This is a genomic window from Morganella sp. HSTU-ASny43, assembly GCF_022819185.1.
Classification (GTDB): domain Bacteria; phylum Pseudomonadota; class Gammaproteobacteria; order Enterobacterales; family Enterobacteriaceae; genus Morganella; species Morganella morganii.
Map to the genome: position 1 here is coordinate 91,669 of NZ_WSPG01000012.1, position 17,683 is coordinate 109,351.

At 40.9% G+C, this 17,683-nt stretch carries 15 protein-coding genes and 2 pseudogenes; 6 read left to right on the forward strand and 11 right to left on the reverse strand.

Features of this window, described 5'->3' with window-relative positions; genetic code table 11:
- Window positions 1-6: 6 nt before the first annotated feature.
- A complete protein-coding gene (locus tag GN208_RS08595; RefSeq protein ID WP_015422511.1) occupies window positions 7-2,772 on the reverse strand; it encodes an autotransporter outer membrane beta-barrel domain-containing protein in 2,766 nt (921 codons plus the stop codon).
- Window positions 2,773-3,362: 590 nt separating this feature from the next.
- Between GN208_RS08595 and GN208_RS08600 the strand changes: the two are divergent.
- The 6 genes and pseudogenes from GN208_RS08600 to GN208_RS08625 form a co-directional block, all read left to right on the forward strand.
- Window positions 3,363-3,531 (forward strand): annotated as a pseudogene (locus tag GN208_RS08600) (IS3 family transposase); the annotation flags it as partial.
- A gap of 147 nt (window positions 3,532-3,678) precedes the next feature.
- Window positions 3,679-4,725 (forward strand): Fe(3+) ABC transporter substrate-binding protein, encoded by a 1,047-nt coding sequence (locus GN208_RS08605; RefSeq protein WP_243828333.1) that lies wholly within the window; start codon window positions 3,679-3,681, stop codon window positions 4,723-4,725.
- On the forward strand, window positions 4,709-6,409 hold the full coding sequence (locus GN208_RS08610) for an iron ABC transporter permease (protein ID WP_004237798.1): 1,701 nt from the start codon (window positions 4,709-4,711) through the stop codon (window positions 6,407-6,409). Before GN208_RS08605 ends, GN208_RS08610 begins: the two co-directional genes overlap by 17 nt.
- 21 nt (window positions 6,410-6,430) lie before the next feature.
- The gene (locus GN208_RS08615; protein WP_004238813.1) at window positions 6,431-7,129 is read left to right on the forward strand and encodes an ABC transporter ATP-binding protein; all 699 of its coding nucleotides are present in this window, start codon (window positions 6,431-6,433) and stop codon (window positions 7,127-7,129) included.
- Window positions 7,130-7,385: 256 nt separating this feature from the next.
- Window positions 7,386-7,964: a beta/gamma crystallin-related protein gene (locus GN208_RS08620; protein WP_123805119.1), complete on the forward strand. Its 579-nt coding sequence runs from the start codon at window positions 7,386-7,388 to the stop codon at window positions 7,962-7,964.
- Window positions 7,965-8,302: 338 nt separating this feature from the next.
- Entirely contained in the window at window positions 8,303-8,962 is a 660-nt protein-coding gene (locus GN208_RS08625) for a class I SAM-dependent methyltransferase (protein ID WP_243828334.1), read from the forward strand.
- Window positions 8,963-9,191: 229 nt separating this feature from the next.
- On the opposite strand, the gene GN208_RS08630 is transcribed toward GN208_RS08625, so the two are convergent.
- From GN208_RS08630 to GN208_RS08675, 10 genes and pseudogenes are all read right to left on the reverse strand, one after another.
- Complete coding sequence (locus GN208_RS08630; protein ID WP_004238807.1) at window positions 9,192-10,082, reverse strand: dihydrodipicolinate synthase family protein; 891 nt, start codon at window positions 10,080-10,082, stop codon at window positions 9,192-9,194.
- Window positions 10,083-10,254: 172 nt separating this feature from the next.
- Window positions 10,255-11,142 (reverse strand): MurR/RpiR family transcriptional regulator, encoded by an 888-nt coding sequence (locus tag GN208_RS08635; protein ID WP_004237804.1) that lies wholly within the window; start codon window positions 11,140-11,142, stop codon window positions 10,255-10,257.
- 188 nt (window positions 11,143-11,330) lie between these two features.
- Window positions 11,331-11,804 (reverse strand): N-acetylneuraminate anomerase, encoded by a 474-nt coding sequence (nanQ, locus tag GN208_RS08640; protein WP_004238806.1) that lies wholly within the window; start codon window positions 11,802-11,804, stop codon window positions 11,331-11,333.
- Between the two features lie 12 nt (window positions 11,805-11,816).
- Window positions 11,817-13,307: a sodium:solute symporter gene (locus GN208_RS08645; RefSeq protein WP_004237805.1), complete on the reverse strand. Its 1,491-nt coding sequence runs from the start codon at window positions 13,305-13,307 to the stop codon at window positions 11,817-11,819.
- Window positions 13,308-13,358: 51 nt separating this feature from the next.
- Window positions 13,359-14,228, reverse strand: a complete 870-nt coding sequence (locus GN208_RS08650) for an N-acetylmannosamine kinase (protein WP_004237806.1) — start codon at window positions 14,226-14,228, stop codon at window positions 13,359-13,361.
- On the reverse strand, window positions 14,225-14,923 hold the full coding sequence (locus GN208_RS08655) for an N-acetylmannosamine-6-phosphate 2-epimerase (RefSeq protein WP_004237807.1): 699 nt from the start codon (window positions 14,921-14,923) through the stop codon (window positions 14,225-14,227). The genes GN208_RS08650 and GN208_RS08655 overlap by 4 nt, the downstream gene beginning before the upstream one ends.
- A 204-nt stretch (window positions 14,924-15,127) precedes the next feature.
- Complete coding sequence (locus GN208_RS08660; RefSeq protein WP_004237808.1) at window positions 15,128-15,817, reverse strand: oligogalacturonate-specific porin KdgM family protein; 690 nt, start codon at window positions 15,815-15,817, stop codon at window positions 15,128-15,130.
- Window positions 15,818-15,899: 82 nt separating this feature from the next.
- Window positions 15,900-16,355 (reverse strand): hypothetical protein, encoded by a 456-nt coding sequence (locus GN208_RS08665; protein ID WP_243828335.1) that lies wholly within the window; start codon window positions 16,353-16,355, stop codon window positions 15,900-15,902.
- A 104-nt stretch (window positions 16,356-16,459) separates the two neighbouring features.
- On the reverse strand, window positions 16,460-17,053 hold the full coding sequence (locus GN208_RS08670) for a kelch repeat-containing protein (RefSeq protein WP_243828336.1): 594 nt from the start codon (window positions 17,051-17,053) through the stop codon (window positions 16,460-16,462).
- Between the two features lie 551 nt (window positions 17,054-17,604).
- Window positions 17,605-17,683 (reverse strand): annotated as a pseudogene (locus GN208_RS08675) (DUF4102 domain-containing protein); the annotation flags it as partial.

Sequence of the window (17,683 nt, forward strand, 5' to 3'; positions counted from 1 at the left end):
AAGTTATCAGAAACTGTAACGGATACCCAGGTTGCCGCTGTAAGGGGTTTCCACATGGCTGCCTTTGGCATAGTTGAACTCTGCATAGGCGGACCACTGATTATTCATCTGCGCTGTCAGACCCACGCCGTATTTACCGACGGTTCCGGACATATCATTGCTGAATGATTCAGTGTCATTAATCACCACATCATTGTTCTTTTTGAACTCGTGGCTGACCGCCAGGCGAGCATAAGGTTTAATCAGACCACCGCTTTCAGTGACAAACGTCTTACCGAAGGTGGTACCGATTTCACCTTTAACAGATTCTGCAGCATCCGCTTTCACTTTCATGTCACTGCTAAAACGGTAGGCTGTTTTTTCGCCGCGGAAGTAAGATCCCAGTACATAAGGCTCGATAAAGTAACTGCCTGCGGTGATGTGTTTACCGCCTTCCACAGAGAAACCGATGCCGTTGGTGTTATCTTTGGCGGTGGTTTTTCCGTCATTAAACTGCGCGCTGTTTTTGGTTCTGAAATGGTTGGCTTTCAGCACGCCATCCACATAGTAGCCGCTGTTGTGCATCCAGGTGGTATAGACACCAAGACCTAAGCTGTCCACCTTGCCGTCACTGGTGCGGGCATCCAGTTCTGAATGGGTATAGGAGAACATTCCCCCGACCAGCAGGCGGCCGTTTTCCAGCGCAATCGCGTGGTCGCCGCCCAGCATCAGTCCGTTCATATCCTGGGTGTAACCGACATTGCCGGTTGAGATGCGGTTACGGCTGCCGATATATTTGCCCCACACACCATCCTGCGCCGTCTGGTTATCACGAAGATCGCCCAGCCGGGTTCTCAGTGTGGATAATTCGCTGTTCCAGATAGTTGGCGTCACGTTGGCCATCGCGATAGCGTTTTTCCCGCTTTCGGAGATTTCAGGCTTCGGATCAGGGCCCGGCTCCGGATCCGGATTTGGTACCGGATCGGTTGCTTTCGGTGATAAATACCAGTTGTCGCTGTCCTGCTCATCACCCTGTACCAGGTAATATTTGTAAGCACCCAGATCAACACTGCCGTTTACCAGCGCAAAGCTGTTGCTGTCACTGCCGTTGGCAAAGATCAGATGATGAGGATTCACACCGCCGCGGCTTTTCAGCTCCTGACCGGAATCCATTACTCTGACATTAAACTCACCGCTGATACTGTTGCTGATATTCAGGAAATCACCGGTACCACCGTTAATATTGGTGTTCATCACAAAGGTGCCGGAACCGGTCAGATCTGAAATCTGTAACCGGCTGTATTTACCGGCGTCAGTGCCGTCGCTGCTGCCGAATACCACGGTACCGTTGTTAGCCAGTGTTTCAATCGTTGCTTCGGATTCGCTGGTGGTGTCATTATGCTTCAGATACATAAACGCATTGTCACCGGCCAGATTAAGACGGGTAACATAAGCGCCTTTGCCGTCCAGAGCTCCGGTCCAGCTGTGAAGACTACCGCCTTCCATCGTTACTGAACCGTCATTAACATTCAGGTCACCGGTGGAGTAGGCACCGTAAGCGATAAAGGATGAACCTCCGTTCTCAACGGTAGTATCCTGAATATGACCAAACTCCTTGACCAGCTGTGTACCGCCGTTAACCAGCGTACCAACCGCATCGGCATAGTATTCAACAATCTGTTCACCGCCCTGGTGGATCACTGAGCCGGTGGCAACCTGATCTTTGCCAATCCAGGCATCCTGCTCAACCCATTGTCCGCCGCTCCAGCCGCCTTTTTTGCCGCTGACAATCTGCTGTCCGTAAACCCGGGTATCAATGGCTTCGCCAGTCTGAATACGCTGCACACCGCCGGCATAAATGGTGGCATTTTTGGCTGTCTGATCATCAATCCGGAAAGAATCGTCGGATGTCCACTCGCCGTTTTCCCATTCCCCGTCAACACCGGTAATAATCTGGGTACCGTAAACACGGGTATCTTCCGCACTACCGTAGGTAATAAACTGCAATGCGCCGTGATTAACGATAGTATTGCGGTCAGCGCCTTTTCCGGAATAGATTTGCTGGACAGCACCGTCATACAGCACCGTATCTATCGTGGTGCCGCTGCTCATCTGATAGCTGCCGCTGCCGATATGGCTGTTGGTTGCCGTACCGCCGTAGATAATATGCTGGCCGCCATTCACGACAATGACATCTTTGGTATTTGAGGTGCTGGTAACGGATTGCTCCAGATAACCGCCGTCGATCAAAATTGCCTGTGCATAGCCCCGTGTACCGACAACCATTCTGCCGCCGGTATTCACTGTGGTGTTATACGCTTTGGCGTCATTCCCCAGGCTGAGGCTGCCGTTATCTTCAACAATAGTGTTATACGCTATGGAGTCTTCCATCATCGACATAAATCCGCGATAGACTTTGGAAGGATCGGACGGATTGGTAATTCCGCCTTTGACTATATTTCCGATAGCGACACTGCCGCTCCGGAATGTGGTCTGGAAGGAATCAATGGTGTTATTCAGGCTGTAAGAATTATTCTCAACATAAAGAAATTGTTCCGGGAACCAGGTTCTGGTTAATGTCTGACCATTAATATATTGGTTACCGGTGATAATTGACTGATATTTATTATCCCACTTATCTTTTGCGGTCGGCCAGCCATCAGTGGCACTGCTGAGAATGGTATTAATATCAGGAACTTCAACTTCTGACTGATAAGGTGGTGGTGGTTCCGTGGCATAAGCGCTGAAAGAAGCGGAAAACAGTGCAATCAGCACTGAATTATTAAATGTCATATCCAAGTCCTTGCTTTAAAAAGCGAATTAAAATTATTTATCAGATTGAATGTGGTGCTGTGAGCTGTAAGAAAATCGTCCGGAAATAAAACGGAATATTATTTTTTAACAGGTGATAAAATAATGAAACAGCCGGTAAATACCGTCTACCGGAATTAATTCAGATATACAGCTCGTTAATAAGAAAAATACCACTCAGACGCGTATGCCTCTACTCACCTGTGTTGTAATAAGGCGGTAATGTGTAACAATTTGAGAATAGTAAGGGAATAACAGTGACAGGTGAAAAATACGGGATGGTTTATCAGGCTGTATCTATTTTAATAAATTACTTTCAGAGGCAATGAAAAATATTCCGGTTCGGATATTGAATGAAGTAAGGTTTTTTATGGTGCACATTACAAGTGCTACGTTATTTCTATAATATTCGTTGCGGCGGAGTAGTGTTGAGGATATCTTTTTGTCAGGACCCACAATATGCCCCTTTTTATACATTGACCGTTATGTTCTGAGCTGACACCCCACCACAGCAGATAATTCAGCCCGGGTGAGGGGGGCTATGGAACCTACCCTCTCACGCAAACTGGCACTGGCTGCGCTTCTGCCGGGCCAACAACCTGGTACAGAGTATCAGCCGGAGTGGCAACTGCCGCGATAACGCTTTGATCTAATCGTTTTACTGAAAAAAGAGCGCATCAGAAAGCGTATTTATAAGGCCGGAGTTTGGCCCGAACAGAGATCTTCGATTACCTTAGAATGCATTCATTTTAGTTATAACTTAACTTTACTATTTTTTAATGAAACTAATTTGCAAACGAGACTTATTATCATATATACTTTTTTACAGCCTGCAAGATATTCAATAGATTAAATTAAGCATCACTTCACTATGGAGAAGATCGCAACATGTTGAAAAAAATGTTTTTTTTATGTAATAAGACTCGTTTGATTACGTTGGCATCATCGCTTATGGTTACCTGTGCATTACCAGCGATGGCAAAAGATTCCCTCACTTTATATACCACACGTGAACCGGGCTTAATTCAGCCTCTTCTCGATGCCTTTACGAAAGAAACTGCCATTGATGTAAATACTGTCTATATCAAAGATGGTATGTTAGAACGAGTAAAAGCCGAAGGTAAAAACTCTCCGGCTGACTTATTAATGACAGTTGATGCAGGTAACCTCATCGATTTAGTTGAAGCAGGTGTAACTCAACCTGTTCAACCCGAAGTATTAACAGAAGTTATTCCGGCTTCTTTACGTGATAAAGACAACCAATGGTTTGGTTTGTCAATGCGTGCACGTGTGTTGTATGCAGAAAAATCCATACCATTAAACAGCATCACGTATGAAAACCTGGCAGACCCGCAATGGAAAGGCAAAATCTGTATTCGTGCGGGACAACACCCCTATAACACAGCATTAGTAGCCGCAATGATTGCTCATGATGGTGAAGCGAAAACAGAAGCGTGGTTACGTGGCGTGAAAAATAACTTAGCCCGTAAAGCTGCTGGTGGCGATCGTGATGTTGCCCGTGACATCCTCGGTGGTATCTGTGATGTTGGCTTAGCGAACTCCTACTATGTTGGTCATATGAAAAATGCGAAAGAAGGCACTGATGCCCGTCAGTGGGGGGATGCCATTAAAGTCGTTCAGCCAACCTTTACCAGTGGCGGAACGCACGTCAATATCACTGGTGCTGCAGTTGCCCGCAATGCGCCACATAAAGAACAAGCTGTGAAATTGATGGAGTATTTAGTTTCAGTTCCTGCTCAGCAGCTGTATGCGCAAGCTAACTACGAATATCCAATCCGTAAAGGGGTTCCTTTGGATGCGACGATCAACAGTGCGATTGGTGAAATCAATGTTGATAACATTCCACTGGCTGAAATCGTTAAACACCGTAAACAAGCCAGCCAGTTGGTAGATAAAGTTGGATTCGATCAATAAAACAGGCTTATCTGATTTACGTGGCGCCGCAGGAGCGCCGCGTTTCGGTTTTTCGCCTTTAAGTCTTACTGTGGTGGTCATTACGCTTGGTGTAATGACCCCTTTGTTATTCCTGTTATGGCTCGCGGTAAGCTCAGGTGTCAGTCATTGGGAACATTTACTGAAGTATGTGTTGCCTGATGCGATACTCAATACCCTGATTTTATTACTTGGTGTCGGCGTACTGGTCATGCTTATTGGTGCGGGTTGCGCCTGGTTAGTCACTGCATTCGATTTCCCGGGAAAGCGGCTATTTAGTTGGGCATTGCTGCTTCCCCTCGCCATGCCAACCTACATAGTGGCATTTGCCTGGCTTGATTTACTGCATCCCATCGGGCCGGTTCAGGAAGTCATTCGCAGCCTGTTGGGCTATAGCAACCCCCGTGAGTTCAGGCTTCCGGATCTTCGCTCCATGACCGGCGCGATTTTGTTATTGGGTCTGGTGTTATATCCGTATGTTTATCTCACCATGCGGGCGATGTTTATGAGCCAGCCGGCGCATTTACTGGAAGCAGCCCGCACACTTGGTTTAAGTTCAACCGGCTCATTTTTCCGGGTGGCGCTGCCAATGGCACGTCCCGCACTGGTGGTAGGAACAAGCTTAGCATTACTGGAAACACTGAATGATATTGGCGCATCCGAATTCCTTGGCGTGAATACTCTGACAGTCACAGTGTATACCACGTGGGTGACGCGTTCTGATTTGGCGGCAGCAGCGCAAATTGCGTGCTCCATGTTGACGGTAATTATTCTGTTGCTGGCCCTGGAATATTATGGGCGCAAGAATCAGCGTTATAATTCCGGCCGGCAAATGCGGGGGATTTTACCGGCACGATTAACGGGAATTCACGCATGCCTGGCGACTTTATTGACTTCTCTGCCTGTTTTACTGGGCTTTGTTGCCCCTGCACTATTTCTGGGTTGGGAAAGTATCAGGCGTTTTAGTGATAGTATGGAAATTTCTGCCAGCCTCCTGCAATCATTACAAAACTCATTATTATTAGCGGCAGGAGTTACCCTTGTGGTGACTTTTGTCAGCCTGATTGTGGCGTGGTATGCGAGATCAAGTGCGATTTCGGGGGGGGCTCCGGAGGCCAGACGTACATTGATGAAAGTTGCCTCATTGGGCTATGCGGTGCCGGGAACGGTATTGGCCATCGGGTTATTAACACCGGGTATGTCGTTGGATAATATACTGGCCGAATTGTTCAATTATCGCGGTTTACCGCTGCTCTCTTCGGGGGTTTTATTAGTTATCTGTTGTTCTATCCGCTTTATGGCGATTTCAGTCGGGGCGATTGATGCCGGGTTAACCCGTATTCCGCCGGGCATGGAACAGGCCTCAAGATTACTTGGTGAAAGTGAGTCGGGAACCTTTTTCCGCGTACATTTACCGTTATTGCGTCCGGCATTAGTGACAGGTGCTTTGCTGGTTTTTGCTGATGTGATGAAAGAGTTACCGGCTACTTTATTACTTCGTCCGGTTAACTTTGAAACATTAGCAACATCTTTGTATGCAGAAGCGGCGAGAGGTACCTATGAGGAGGGGGCTGTTGCAGCATTACTGATTGTATTGGCCGGAACGCTCCCGGTAATACTATTAGCACGTAGTCAATTATCTTCATCCGGGCCAAAACAACGATAATCAGAAGGGAGTCGTCATCAGGTGTCAGACACAACGTTAGTTCTTGATAATGTGCATGTCTCTTACGGGAGTAAACATCAACGTAATCATGTTCTGAAAGGCTTTTCTTTGCACATTAATGCAGGGGAGATCGGCTGTCTTCTCGGTACTTCCGGCTGCGGAAAAAGCACTGCATTACGTGCTATTGCAGGGTTTGAACGTACAGAGCAGGGAACCATCCATGTTGGTGGCCGCTGTGTTGCAGGAGAGGGCCTTCATCTTCCGCCGGAACAACGCAATGTGGGAATGGTATTTCAGGATTACGCGCTGTTCCCCCATTTAACCGCAGCGCAAAATATTGCTTTCGGTCTGAGAAAACAACCGAAAGGATATCAGCAAACACGAGTTCAAACACTGCTGGATTTAGTAGAATTAAAAGAACTTGCCGGGCGTTATCCACATGAAATGTCTGGTGGGCAACAGCAACGTATTGCTTTAGCACGTGCATTGGCGACACAGCCGGCAGTATTGTTGTTAGATGAGCCTTTGTCGAGCTTAGATCCGGATAGCCGTAAACGTTTAGGGCTGGAAGTGAGAGATATTTTACGGGAAGCCGGGCAAACAGCACTGTTAGTGACTCACAGCGAAGATGAAGCACAATTGATGGCTGACAAAATTAACTACCTGAAAAATGGCAGATTAATTCAGAATGATGAGAAAACCAAAATCAGAAATACTTAAAATAAAAAATGAGATAAATAGTGCACGGGAAGTTGATACTACGATTTTATTTTTTGTACCATCTGACCGTTCTTTTCCCTGTGTTGTTCTGGTTTGCCGCAACGGGGCATATGTGCTATTTATCTTTACAGGATAGTCTTTTAGGGAAGATTTTCAATTGAAAGCTGCAAAGCATATGGGGAAGATATCTGATTCCGTATAGCCCGGATACAGACCCTTTTGATCCGCAGTGGTAAAAATAGATTTGGAATTTAATATGAAAAAACGAGTTATAGGTTTGTTTTTATTGATAGGACTACCTTTGGTTGCTATAGCTGATAATATTCACGTGACGGTGAATTCCCCTGTGTACTCTTACCCTGATAATCGGGAGTTTAAAGAAAGTGTATATGTATGTGTATTAACCCCATTTAACAAGATGTATGCCGGTGTTGATGTGAAAAAAACACAAGCACAATTCAACGCCAGTCAGTCTTGTCAAAATAAAGAGGGTAGTAATAGTATTTTTTGTACGCCAAAAGATGCCATGTGTACTACAGCAACGGTGATACTGAGTAATGGAGATAGTCGTCACCAGGGGCTCTCTGCTATTGTATTATTTAATGGATTTGATCAAACAGGTCAGCATTTGCTGGTCAATGAAAGTATTGATGATTTTAGTACATATAATTTTGATAACAAGATCATGTCGTTTGATATTCCGGATGGATGGACAGTGCGGTTTTTCAAAGAAAAAAACTTTCAGGGTGACTATTATACCCGCTCTTCAGGAAAGGGAAATGCAGATGATTTTCCACACAGTATTAGCTCAATGAAAATACTTCGAAAGAAATAAAAAGATAATGAAAATATAACTTGTTAATTTACTTGTGTGAATGGTGTTAATTTTAATCGTTATAATTGCGTTTGGTTATTTTGTATTTCGTGACCTCGTGGTTTTTATTCAGTATCTGTATAAATGGTTTCTGAGAAATTTTTAGAAAAACATGTGATTTATGATTATTACGGATGAAGCATACCAGGGATGGTATGTGATATAAATAATTCTGAATAATATCAGGTATATTATCATGCACTTATAACATATGATAACCTGATTTATTACTCATTATTTTCGACTATTAAAACAAATAATAAAAAAATAATATATATGTTTTCCATTCTGGGGATTTTATGTCATTGAACACAAACGATGGTTCTAAAGTATATACACCTCTCTCTTTGTCTCTATATGACTGGTGGGTGCTAAAGATATCTAATAACTATGCATGGCATTGTAATACTGATAAATTTTTAATTCCTCACTTTAAATTTCATCTTGGTAGCAACCATATGGATATTGGTGTTGGAACTGGTTTTTATTTAAAGAAATCCGCAGATAAAATTAATAAAATAACGCTTTCCGATCTTAATGTTCATAGTTTGGAATGTGCTAAAAAATATATTTCTGATGAAAAATTAAATTCTTGTTTATGTCATGATATCTTCAATAGATTTACTGATGAGTTGAGGGGGGGATTTGATTCAGTATCCATATTTTATTTATTACATTGTTTGCCGGGGAAAGTGAGTGATAAGAAACAAGCGATAATAAATATCACTGAAACACTTAAAGATGATGGGATTTTATATGGCGCGACTATTCTTGGAGAGGGGGTTAAGCATAACCGTTTTGGAAGTAAGCTAATGTCAGTCTATAACAAAAAAGGGATTTTTAGCAACGTTTATGACTCTGCGGATTCACTTGAAACTATGCTTTCGTCTTTGTTTGAAGATGTTTCAGTTAATATTCAGGGTACGGTTGCATTATTCACTGCTAAAAATAAAAAATAAAGTGTAGTAAAATATAATTATCTGTAATAAAAGCAAATTTCTTATACAGGTGACAATATATTCTTTTTTGTTTTATACATGATGTTATTCAGCTTAATCGGATGACTGACCGGAGAATATTTTAAGAAATAAAAGGTGGCTTTCACTTCGAAAGCCACTGTCATCATAAAATGGGGGAGATGTAAAAAAGCAAGCTTGTATTGTTAATACTCAACAAGAGTAAGGTTAATTATAGGAAACCAGCTGCTTTAAATTTTGCCAGTGCATCCGTTTTTTGTGCTGCAGTTAATGGGCGTAGTGGACGGCGGGGGTCACCAACATCAATGCCATGTAATTGCATTGCAACTTTACCTGCAGCAACACCACCGTATTCTACCAGCACACGAATAATTGCAATTACTTTATCCATACACGCAGTGATCCCCTTGTAATCACCATTGTTAAATTTATCAATTATTTCAAGATATAAAGGAGCAGCATAGTTATAGGTGCTTCCTACAGCGCTTAATGCCCCACACGCTAACCCTGCCGGTATAAATTCATCTACACCAAATGGAATGTCGTATTTACCGCCATCAACACGTAAGCAACGTTGAAATTCGTACATATCAGGAGAATTAAATTTCATTCCGGATAAATTCGGAATTGTTTTTCCTGCCGCTTGTAAAAATTTTTCCATGTCAATGTTTAGTCCCGACATAGTAGAGTGGTAGTAATAAAAGCCTTTAGAAGGCGAGTTCATCGCTGCTAAACGACAATATTCAACTAAGTCATCTACATTGCCCGGTTTAAAGAAACAAGGGCCAATCACTGATGTAGCTTGAATATCTAATGTTTCAGCATGACGGGATAGCTCTATAGTGTCTGCAATACTGAGAGCACCTGTATGAACAATTATATCTAATTGTCCCTGACTGGCAGCAGCCCAGTATTCAGCGACTTTTTTGCGTTCTTCGACAGAACAATGGATACCTTCTCCTGTTGTTCCTAATACGTAAGCACCTGTAACACCAGTTGCAATAAGATGTTCTGCAATTTTATCAATGACAGGATAATTAACACTGCCATCGGCAGCAAAAGGTGTATGAGGTGCAGCGATTAACCCAGAGAGTTTTTTCATTATTATTCCTTTTGGAGCCATGTTTCTTTATTGATTATTTAATGGAGTTTGACTCTATATTAAGACTCAATCGTTCAGAACGCAATAATGAAATTAGCGTTAAAGAAAGAGAAAAATGAAAGTGTGATCTTTAGCTGGTTTTATTCAAGACCACATAACACTAATTATAAACTCATGCTGAATTGGTACTTTTCAATGCATTTAGTGTACGCAGTTTTTGCTCTTTGACCATTTCAGGCTGAGCCTGGACAAGTAGGGTATACAGTAAATCTAAAACAAACAGTTGTGCTGTTTTTGTACCAATAGAATCACCTTGTAATTTCCCCTGGCGATTACCATTAATCAGATAATAATTGGCATATTCCATAATGTGTGAACCTAAATTATGCGTTAGCACAATTGTGGTAGCCCCTGCTTCTTTTGCAAGTTTCAGTGCATGAACTGTTTCCGGTGAATTTCCGGAATGGCTGATACCGATCGCGATATCACCCGGTTTCAATAAGGAAGCCTGCATATACATAAAATGGTTATTGGTAACAGCATCCACCCGATATCCAATACGCATCAGTTTATTTTTTAGATCCTCTGCTGTGATCCCCGAGGAACCCACGCCGCAGATAAAAACATAATTCGATGATAGCAACGCATTTACAGCGCCTTTAACTTGCGTCATATCAAGTAAATTTAATGTTTCTGATAACACATTATTGATGGTTGCTTGTAATTTTAAACCTATAGTATGGATATCATCCTGATGGTTAACTTCAGCATCAAGGATTGGTGATTCTTCACTATCCGATGTCGCCATTTCAATGGCTAAATCCATTTTAAAGTCCTGAAAGCCCTTATAGCCCAGAGTGCGGCAAAAACGTACTACAGTTGCTTCGCCAGCTTTAGTCGCCCGGGAAAGTTGTGCGATGGAAAGCTGAGTGACTTCAACAGGATGAAACAGGATATATTCAGCAATACGCTGTGATACTCGCGTCAGGCTATTTTTCATTGCCCCCAGTGTGTCGAGTATTTTACCTGGCTTCAGTCTGGTAACTGACTGTTTTGTCATGAAAATTATCCTTGTTTGCTGAAGTTCAAAGGGAGTGGAATTCTGCTAACAAGAGTACCAATTCTGGCGGGTTAAAAAAAGCCTTGCTCTGATAATTATGTGATAATGGCAAAACGCTTTATTCCATTGATATCAAAGTGAAAATTTCTGATATTTTAGAATAAAGCGTTTAACTGAATCGGCAAAAATTAATTTTCCAGCAGGGCAGGGTTTACCTTAATCACGGCTTTTTTTAGGATACTATTTCCTTGTTCTGAAGCTATTCCGGGTCTATGGGGCTCGTAAGGCATAAAAACAGCAAACATAGAGGGGGTTAAAGATAATGTTTGACTATTTTCAATAGTATCAGTGAGTTGATAGTCATCATCTTTATGATAAACAGTGGCATTTTTAGCTGAATGACGAACGCCATAATCTATAACTTCTTCACCGGATAGTAATATTTGTATATCAATGTAGCGATGATGTAATTCTGCACATTTTTGTTCCCGGGATTGTGTTTCAAATGACATTACGTTCATAAATACATCATTATCATCAATAGGATAGCTTCCGGGTTCTAAAGATAATGGATCGAGTGCGAGTGCCTTTTCAATTATATTACGTAATACCAAATTCATTTCAGGCATTATTGCCACGTCAGATATATGACCAAATAACATAGATACCTCCTGTTAGTTCCCGGATATTTCACTATCATCCAATGAAATTTGTTTTGCTGCGGAGAAAAATGGCGCAGTAATTGTACCAACAATAACTACTGACATAGCACCAATTACACCATAGAAGAAAAAGTTAAGGTCACTGCCATAACGGGCTGCTAATACAGCAATGATACTTACTATAATGCCTGCGACCGCACTACCTGCATTAGCACGTTTAACAAAAATACCTAACATAAATAGTCCGGTCATAGGACCACCCATTAAACCGATTAAGCTGTTAAAAGCATCCCATATTTCAGATTCGTCAGATAAAACCAACCAAATTGTTGCTAAGCTACTGAATACTCCAGCAATAATTATAACTAATCTGGCGACTTTCATTTTTTGTTCTGAACGTCGTTCAACTTTACTTAAGCGAATATAGATATCAGAATTAAAGCAACTTGAAATACTGTTTAAGCTACTGGAAATGCTCGATTGAGCAGCGGCAAAGATAGCTGCAATGATTAGCCCGGAAATACCCACTGGCATTTCTGTAACAATAAATAAGGGTAAGATACCCCCGGTATTAAAACCTTCAGGTAACAAACCTGGATTTTGTTTGTAATACACAAACAGGGCTGAACCAATGGCAAAAAAGAAAACAGGAATAACAGCAACTAATTTAGCATTTGTGATTAAAGTACGTTTAGTCTGTTCGATAGAATCAGTCACAATGTAGCGCTGGACAACATCTTGGCTTGCAGTAAATTGTTGAATATTGGCAAATAAAAAACCAATCATTAATACAGGAATAGTACTGTCAGTCCAGCTCCAGCGTAACTGTGCTTCTGGGAAAAATTTATCAGCTTGTGCTGTTGTGGTAAAAATCTCACTAATTCCTCCATCAACTTTAAAACAGATCATGATAAAGATTAAAACAGCACCACCTGAAAGTAATAATCCCTGAATGACATCAGTCCAAATAACACCTTCAATCCCTCCCATCCATGTATAAATAATACATAACAGGCTAATCAGTACAACTAATATAATCGGATCTATCCCTATGAAAGGACGTAATGCGAGTACGGTCAAATAAGTGATAATTGCAATTCGACCAATATGAAATAACATAAATGACAGGCTGGCGAATAAACGACTTCGTATATCAAAACGGGCTTCTAAATATTCATAAGCAGAGGTGATTTTTAATTTTCTAAAGAAAGGGATGTAGAAATAAAATACTAATGGCAAAATGGCGATCGCTAAATATTGGCCAATAATAAAAGTCCAATCAGAGGTATAAGCTTTCGCCGGAATAGACATAAAGGTAATTGAGCTTAATGTAGTTGCAAAGACAGAAACGCCGGCAGCCCAACCGGGAACCCGTCCCCCGGCACGAAAATAATCATCTGCTGTTTTCTGGCGTTTAGAGAAATAAACACCAACGAGTAGCATTGCTGCTAAATAACCAAACAGCACTGCATAATTAACGAAACCAAAATCATGTAGTTGCATTTTTTTAGTCCTGCCATATGTAAGGTAAAAGGTAAGAAGTACGACAGTTTTTTAGTTTACTCTGGCCCAGAGAGCCGCACCCCAAAGTCCGGCATCATGATGATAGTGAGCTGCTAAAATAGGCACCTGTAATGCCTCCGGTTGTTGTCTGATAGCTGTTTGAACGAGCTCAATATATCCGTTTGCTAACCCGATACTTCCACCAAGAACAACACAGTCGGCATCTATTGTTGCTTTAATATCAGCAACTAAATTAGCTATAGTATTTGCTGAGTTTTCAATTATTGTCTTCGCCTGAAGGCTTCCCTGGTGATAGGCAGCAAAAATAGCTTTCGCATCTTTCCCTGCAAGTTCATTTACAGCTTGTGAAGCAATGGCACGGCCGGAAGCGATAGCTTCGACACATCCATAACGACCACAGCCGCAAAGAGGGCCATGAGGATCAGCAATGGTATGGCCAAGATGGCCTGCAATACCTCGTTTTCCTGCCTGTAATTGTCCTTGCTGAATCAAGCCGCCACCAACACCTGTCGATACTGTAACAAATGCCATATCAGAGATATTTTCATGGCGGTAATCATATTCAGCCCATGCAGCAGCCTGAGCATCATTGAGTAACCAGCAAGGCAGATCCGTTAATGCAGAGAGTATTTTTTTCAACGGGAAATTTTTTAATCCCCCCAGATTATCGGGGTTTAATGCCGTTAATACACCATCACAGATGATCCCTGTAGAGGCTACGGCGACACCATCTGCATGTGCTTTTAGTGGTGTTGTTATCGCGGCCAGCGCTTCATAGAGCTGAGTTGGTGATGCACTTGCAGGGGTTGTAATTTGAGTATGCTGTGTAAGTTGATTATCCCGGCTGATTAATGCAGCCGAAATCTTTGTTCCTCCAATATCAATTGCTAATATATTCATTTAACTAACTCCTGCTGTAACTTGAGCGCATGAGTAAACCAACCACAAACATGTTCAAGTCGGGTTAATGCGGAACCAACAGTGACAGCCCAGGCTCCGGCTTGTATGGCTCTTGCTGCAATTATTGGGGTGTTATAACGGCCTTCGGCTATTACACGACACCCATTTTCAGCCAATGCAGTGACTAATTGTAAATCAGGTAATTTCGGTATTTCGCCACCTGTGTAGCCCGACATTGTTGAACCAATAAATTCTGCTCCTAATTTCCGGCAATGCATTCCCTCATTAAATGTGGAGCAATCTGCCATCGCTAATTTATTAAGGTGGTGTATGCAAGCCAGTAACTCATTAATTGGAACTGGACGTACACGATCCGTACCATCAAAAGCGATAATATCGGCACCTTCTGTCGCTAATGCTTCTGCATCACTTAACCAAGGCGTGATCCTGACCGGACTATCCGGTAAATCACGTTTGACAATACCGATAATTGGTACATCAATAAGGGGGCGGGTTGCTTTTAAATTATCTATCCCCTCAATTCGTACTGCTACGGCACCTGCATTTACAGCAGCCCGGGCCATTGCTGCCACAATTTCTGGCTTATCCATAGGGCTATTATCGACAGGCTGACAAGAAACGATCAGCCCTCCTTTTTGTTGAATATCCTTAGTCATTTTTTCAATTAATGCCATTTTGAATTCACCATTCTTTTTTGAAATGCAACTCCATTTGATATTATTTTATGGAGTGTAATTTCTCAATTGAGAAAGGTGTAATTTGTGAAGGAGATCAAATAATAGAGTGTTGCATTTAATTGGTTGATAAACATATAAAATAATGTAGTGAATAATGGGGTGATTATTCACTACAAGGTTTGGTATTATGTTATAGAGGACTTAAAAGTGGAATTGTAATCCTAAGCGATACCGGGTTTGACGGGCGTCACTGGTCGGTCTCACTGCAACATTTCCAACTTCAATATAAGGAGTAAATGTGTCATTCAATTGGTAAGAAAAAAAGACATTATGTTCATAATTACGTTTCTTATTATCATATTTTATAGCATCGCTATACATTTGTGTATAGTCATATTCAACTTTGTATTTACTATATTTATAACCAATAAAAGTATCAAAGCGATTTGTTTTCTCGTCGTCAACACCTTGTTTTGTTTTTCTGGCATAATCAAAACGATAACGACCAGCAATATATAAACCATTATCAAAATTATATTGTGCCTTTAAATAAGGTTTGTAAATTGATGTGTCCGTAACTGTTTCGAATATTAAGCCTGGTTGTAACGTTATATTATTATTTATCTTATGATTGTAACTCAGCCCCATTTCGATGGCATTATTAACAACATCACTAAATACTTTATCTTTTTCACCATCAACACCACCTGATTTTATACTGGCATCAATATAAAAACCTATGCCATTTGAAAATGAATGAATAAACGCAATGCGGTCTTTATTTATTCTCGATGAATCTGAATATTCATGACGAAAGTCTAGTGTAGTCGCATTTAATTGAAGTGATATAAAAAAAGTACAACATGCCAGCAAGATTTTATTATTAAGCATAATTTTTACCTGAGTGGATAGGATGCCATAAATTTAATATAGAGTTCTTGGTTGATTATTATAATTTATATATGTGATTGGTTTAGTTAATAATTAGATCTTTATCTTTTATTGTTAAAGTGATTACAGAATTAACTGCCTCACCTTTTGTAGTTTCACCACCGATTAAATATAGTGAATTACCATGCTCAATAGTGATTCCATAACCAAGAGGGATCGGCAGTTCACCAATTACTTTCCATTGATCATCAATCAACCCATAAATTTCTTTGTGCCATTTTTTATCTAAATCCTGATGTGCAAAATAATGTTTCTGTGAATACTTAGCCTGAGAGCCCGGAAAGTTAGTACCACCAGCAACAAGTAAAGTATGAGCGCTATAACCTGCAAATGCACCAGCTAAGCCATCTTGCTGCTGCTCAGGTGATGGTAGAGGAAGTTTCTGTACAGTAGTATTCCACTGTAGTTGATTATTTTCTAATAGAGCCGTTTGTATTTCACTGGTACGTAACCCGGGTTTTAATTCGCCGTTAATCAAGGTTATTGTATTGTTATTTTTTACTAATGAAGAACCCGCAGTTCCATTAAAAGGAATAGTACCTAATGAATTCCATTGATTATTATCTGCATTATAAGTCAGTATTACTCTATTAAAAAATAGCTTTCTATAGGTTTGTTAAAGTAATCATTAATAACTTTATTTTTCATGGGTGAATTGTTTTTAGTATTATTTAAATCAATGAAATATTTATCAAATATTTGCTTGTTTACTCCTCCGAGAATGATGGCTTTATTGGTGCTGATACTAACTCCTGCATGACCAACCAAGCCATAAGGTGAGCTGGTGTTTATTTTTATCCATTTGTCTTCACTTGGTGAATAACGATAAACATCTGTTAATGAGCTTATTGTTTCACTCTCAATATTTTCTTTTCCCGCTCCGCCAAATATATAAATATCATTATTTAAATTAATTGCTATAGCCTGGTCTCTTGGCGTACCCGGGAAATCAGCTATTTTTTCCCATTTTTTATTTTCATTAAGATCAAGTTTATACCATGAGTTTCCTGTACTACCTAAACCTATGTAAATAATGTTTTGGCTAATTACTCCGGTTCCATTTTTTAATACCACAGGAAGGTCAGGGAGTTTATCAGCAAAGCTGGTCGATGAGAATGTTGGTGAAGACAGTATTATGGTGAAAAAGAGATAAGGTATTTTATTTATTATTTTCATATGCATTCACTCTTGTGGTGGTTATAAGTGAGATTTCAATTTAAAATATAATTCCAACATAAAACATCAAATGGAGTAAAATTTCAAATTGAAGTTTTATAAAATGTGAAGATGATCAAGTTATCTTTTTAAACTCTATATTTTTTCCTTACCTGAAGGTCAGTCTTAATTTAATTTTGAATTAACGTGAGCGATAAAAACACTGGTTACTAATTGATAATATTGATGTTTATATTGCGTTGGTGATATAAGAACACGCAAGCTATGCTAACGCTTACTGTTATAAAACATTCCGACATAGTTGAATATACCGCTCCGGGTTTCTTTCCGTATTCCGGATAGGACTCATTAAATAGCGCAGAATACTGCTGCACCTATCATTTTATGTACATCTGCCAGACACATTAGATCGTAGCATGACTGTATCAGCTCAGACTTAAGCTGACAGGTTTCGTCAATAGAATACAATCCAACCTGACAGCCTGGTGTGAATGAAAAGCTGAAATCGACATATCTGTTAAAGTTAATGGTTCGTTTTTCCGGGATACTTACACTTTCTTTATCCGTTTCTGTTCACAAGGGTCGATACCCTCAGCAATCTGCTTACGTGCGCTGTCTCTTTTATCACGT

Coding starts and splice junctions, on each gene's coding strand:
- GN208_RS08645 (WP_004237805.1), bottom strand. CDS start 13,307: ATGCAACTACATGATTTTGGTTTCGTTAATTATGCAGTGCTGTTTGGT.
- GN208_RS08605 (WP_243828333.1), top strand. CDS start 3,679: ATGTTGAAAAAAATGTTTTTTTTATGTAATAAGACTCGTTTGATTACG.
- GN208_RS08625 (WP_243828334.1), top strand. CDS start 8,303: ATGTCATTGAACACAAACGATGGTTCTAAAGTATATACACCTCTCTCT.
- GN208_RS08635 (WP_004237804.1), bottom strand. CDS start 11,142: ATGACAAAACAGTCAGTTACCAGACTGAAGCCAGGTAAAATACTCGAC.
- GN208_RS08595 (WP_015422511.1), bottom strand. CDS start 2,772: ATGACATTTAATAATTCAGTGCTGATTGCACTGTTTTCCGCTTCTTTC.
- GN208_RS08650 (WP_004237806.1), bottom strand. CDS start 14,228: ATGAATATATTAGCAATTGATATTGGAGGAACAAAGATTTCGGCTGCA.
- GN208_RS08660 (WP_004237808.1), bottom strand. CDS start 15,817: ATGCTTAATAATAAAATCTTGCTGGCATGTTGTACTTTTTTTATATCA.
- GN208_RS08620 (WP_123805119.1), top strand. CDS start 7,386: ATGAAAAAACGAGTTATAGGTTTGTTTTTATTGATAGGACTACCTTTG.
- GN208_RS08655 (WP_004237807.1), bottom strand. CDS start 14,923: ATGGCATTAATTGAAAAAATGACTAAGGATATTCAACAAAAAGGAGGG.
- GN208_RS08670 (WP_243828336.1), bottom strand. CDS start 17,053: ATGAAAATAATAAATAAAATACCTTATCTCTTTTTCACCATAATACTG.
- GN208_RS08630 (WP_004238807.1), bottom strand. CDS start 10,082: ATGAAAAAACTCTCTGGGTTAATCGCTGCACCTCATACACCTTTTGCT.
- nanQ (WP_004238806.1), bottom strand. CDS start 11,804: ATGTTATTTGGTCATATATCTGACGTGGCAATAATGCCTGAAATGAAT.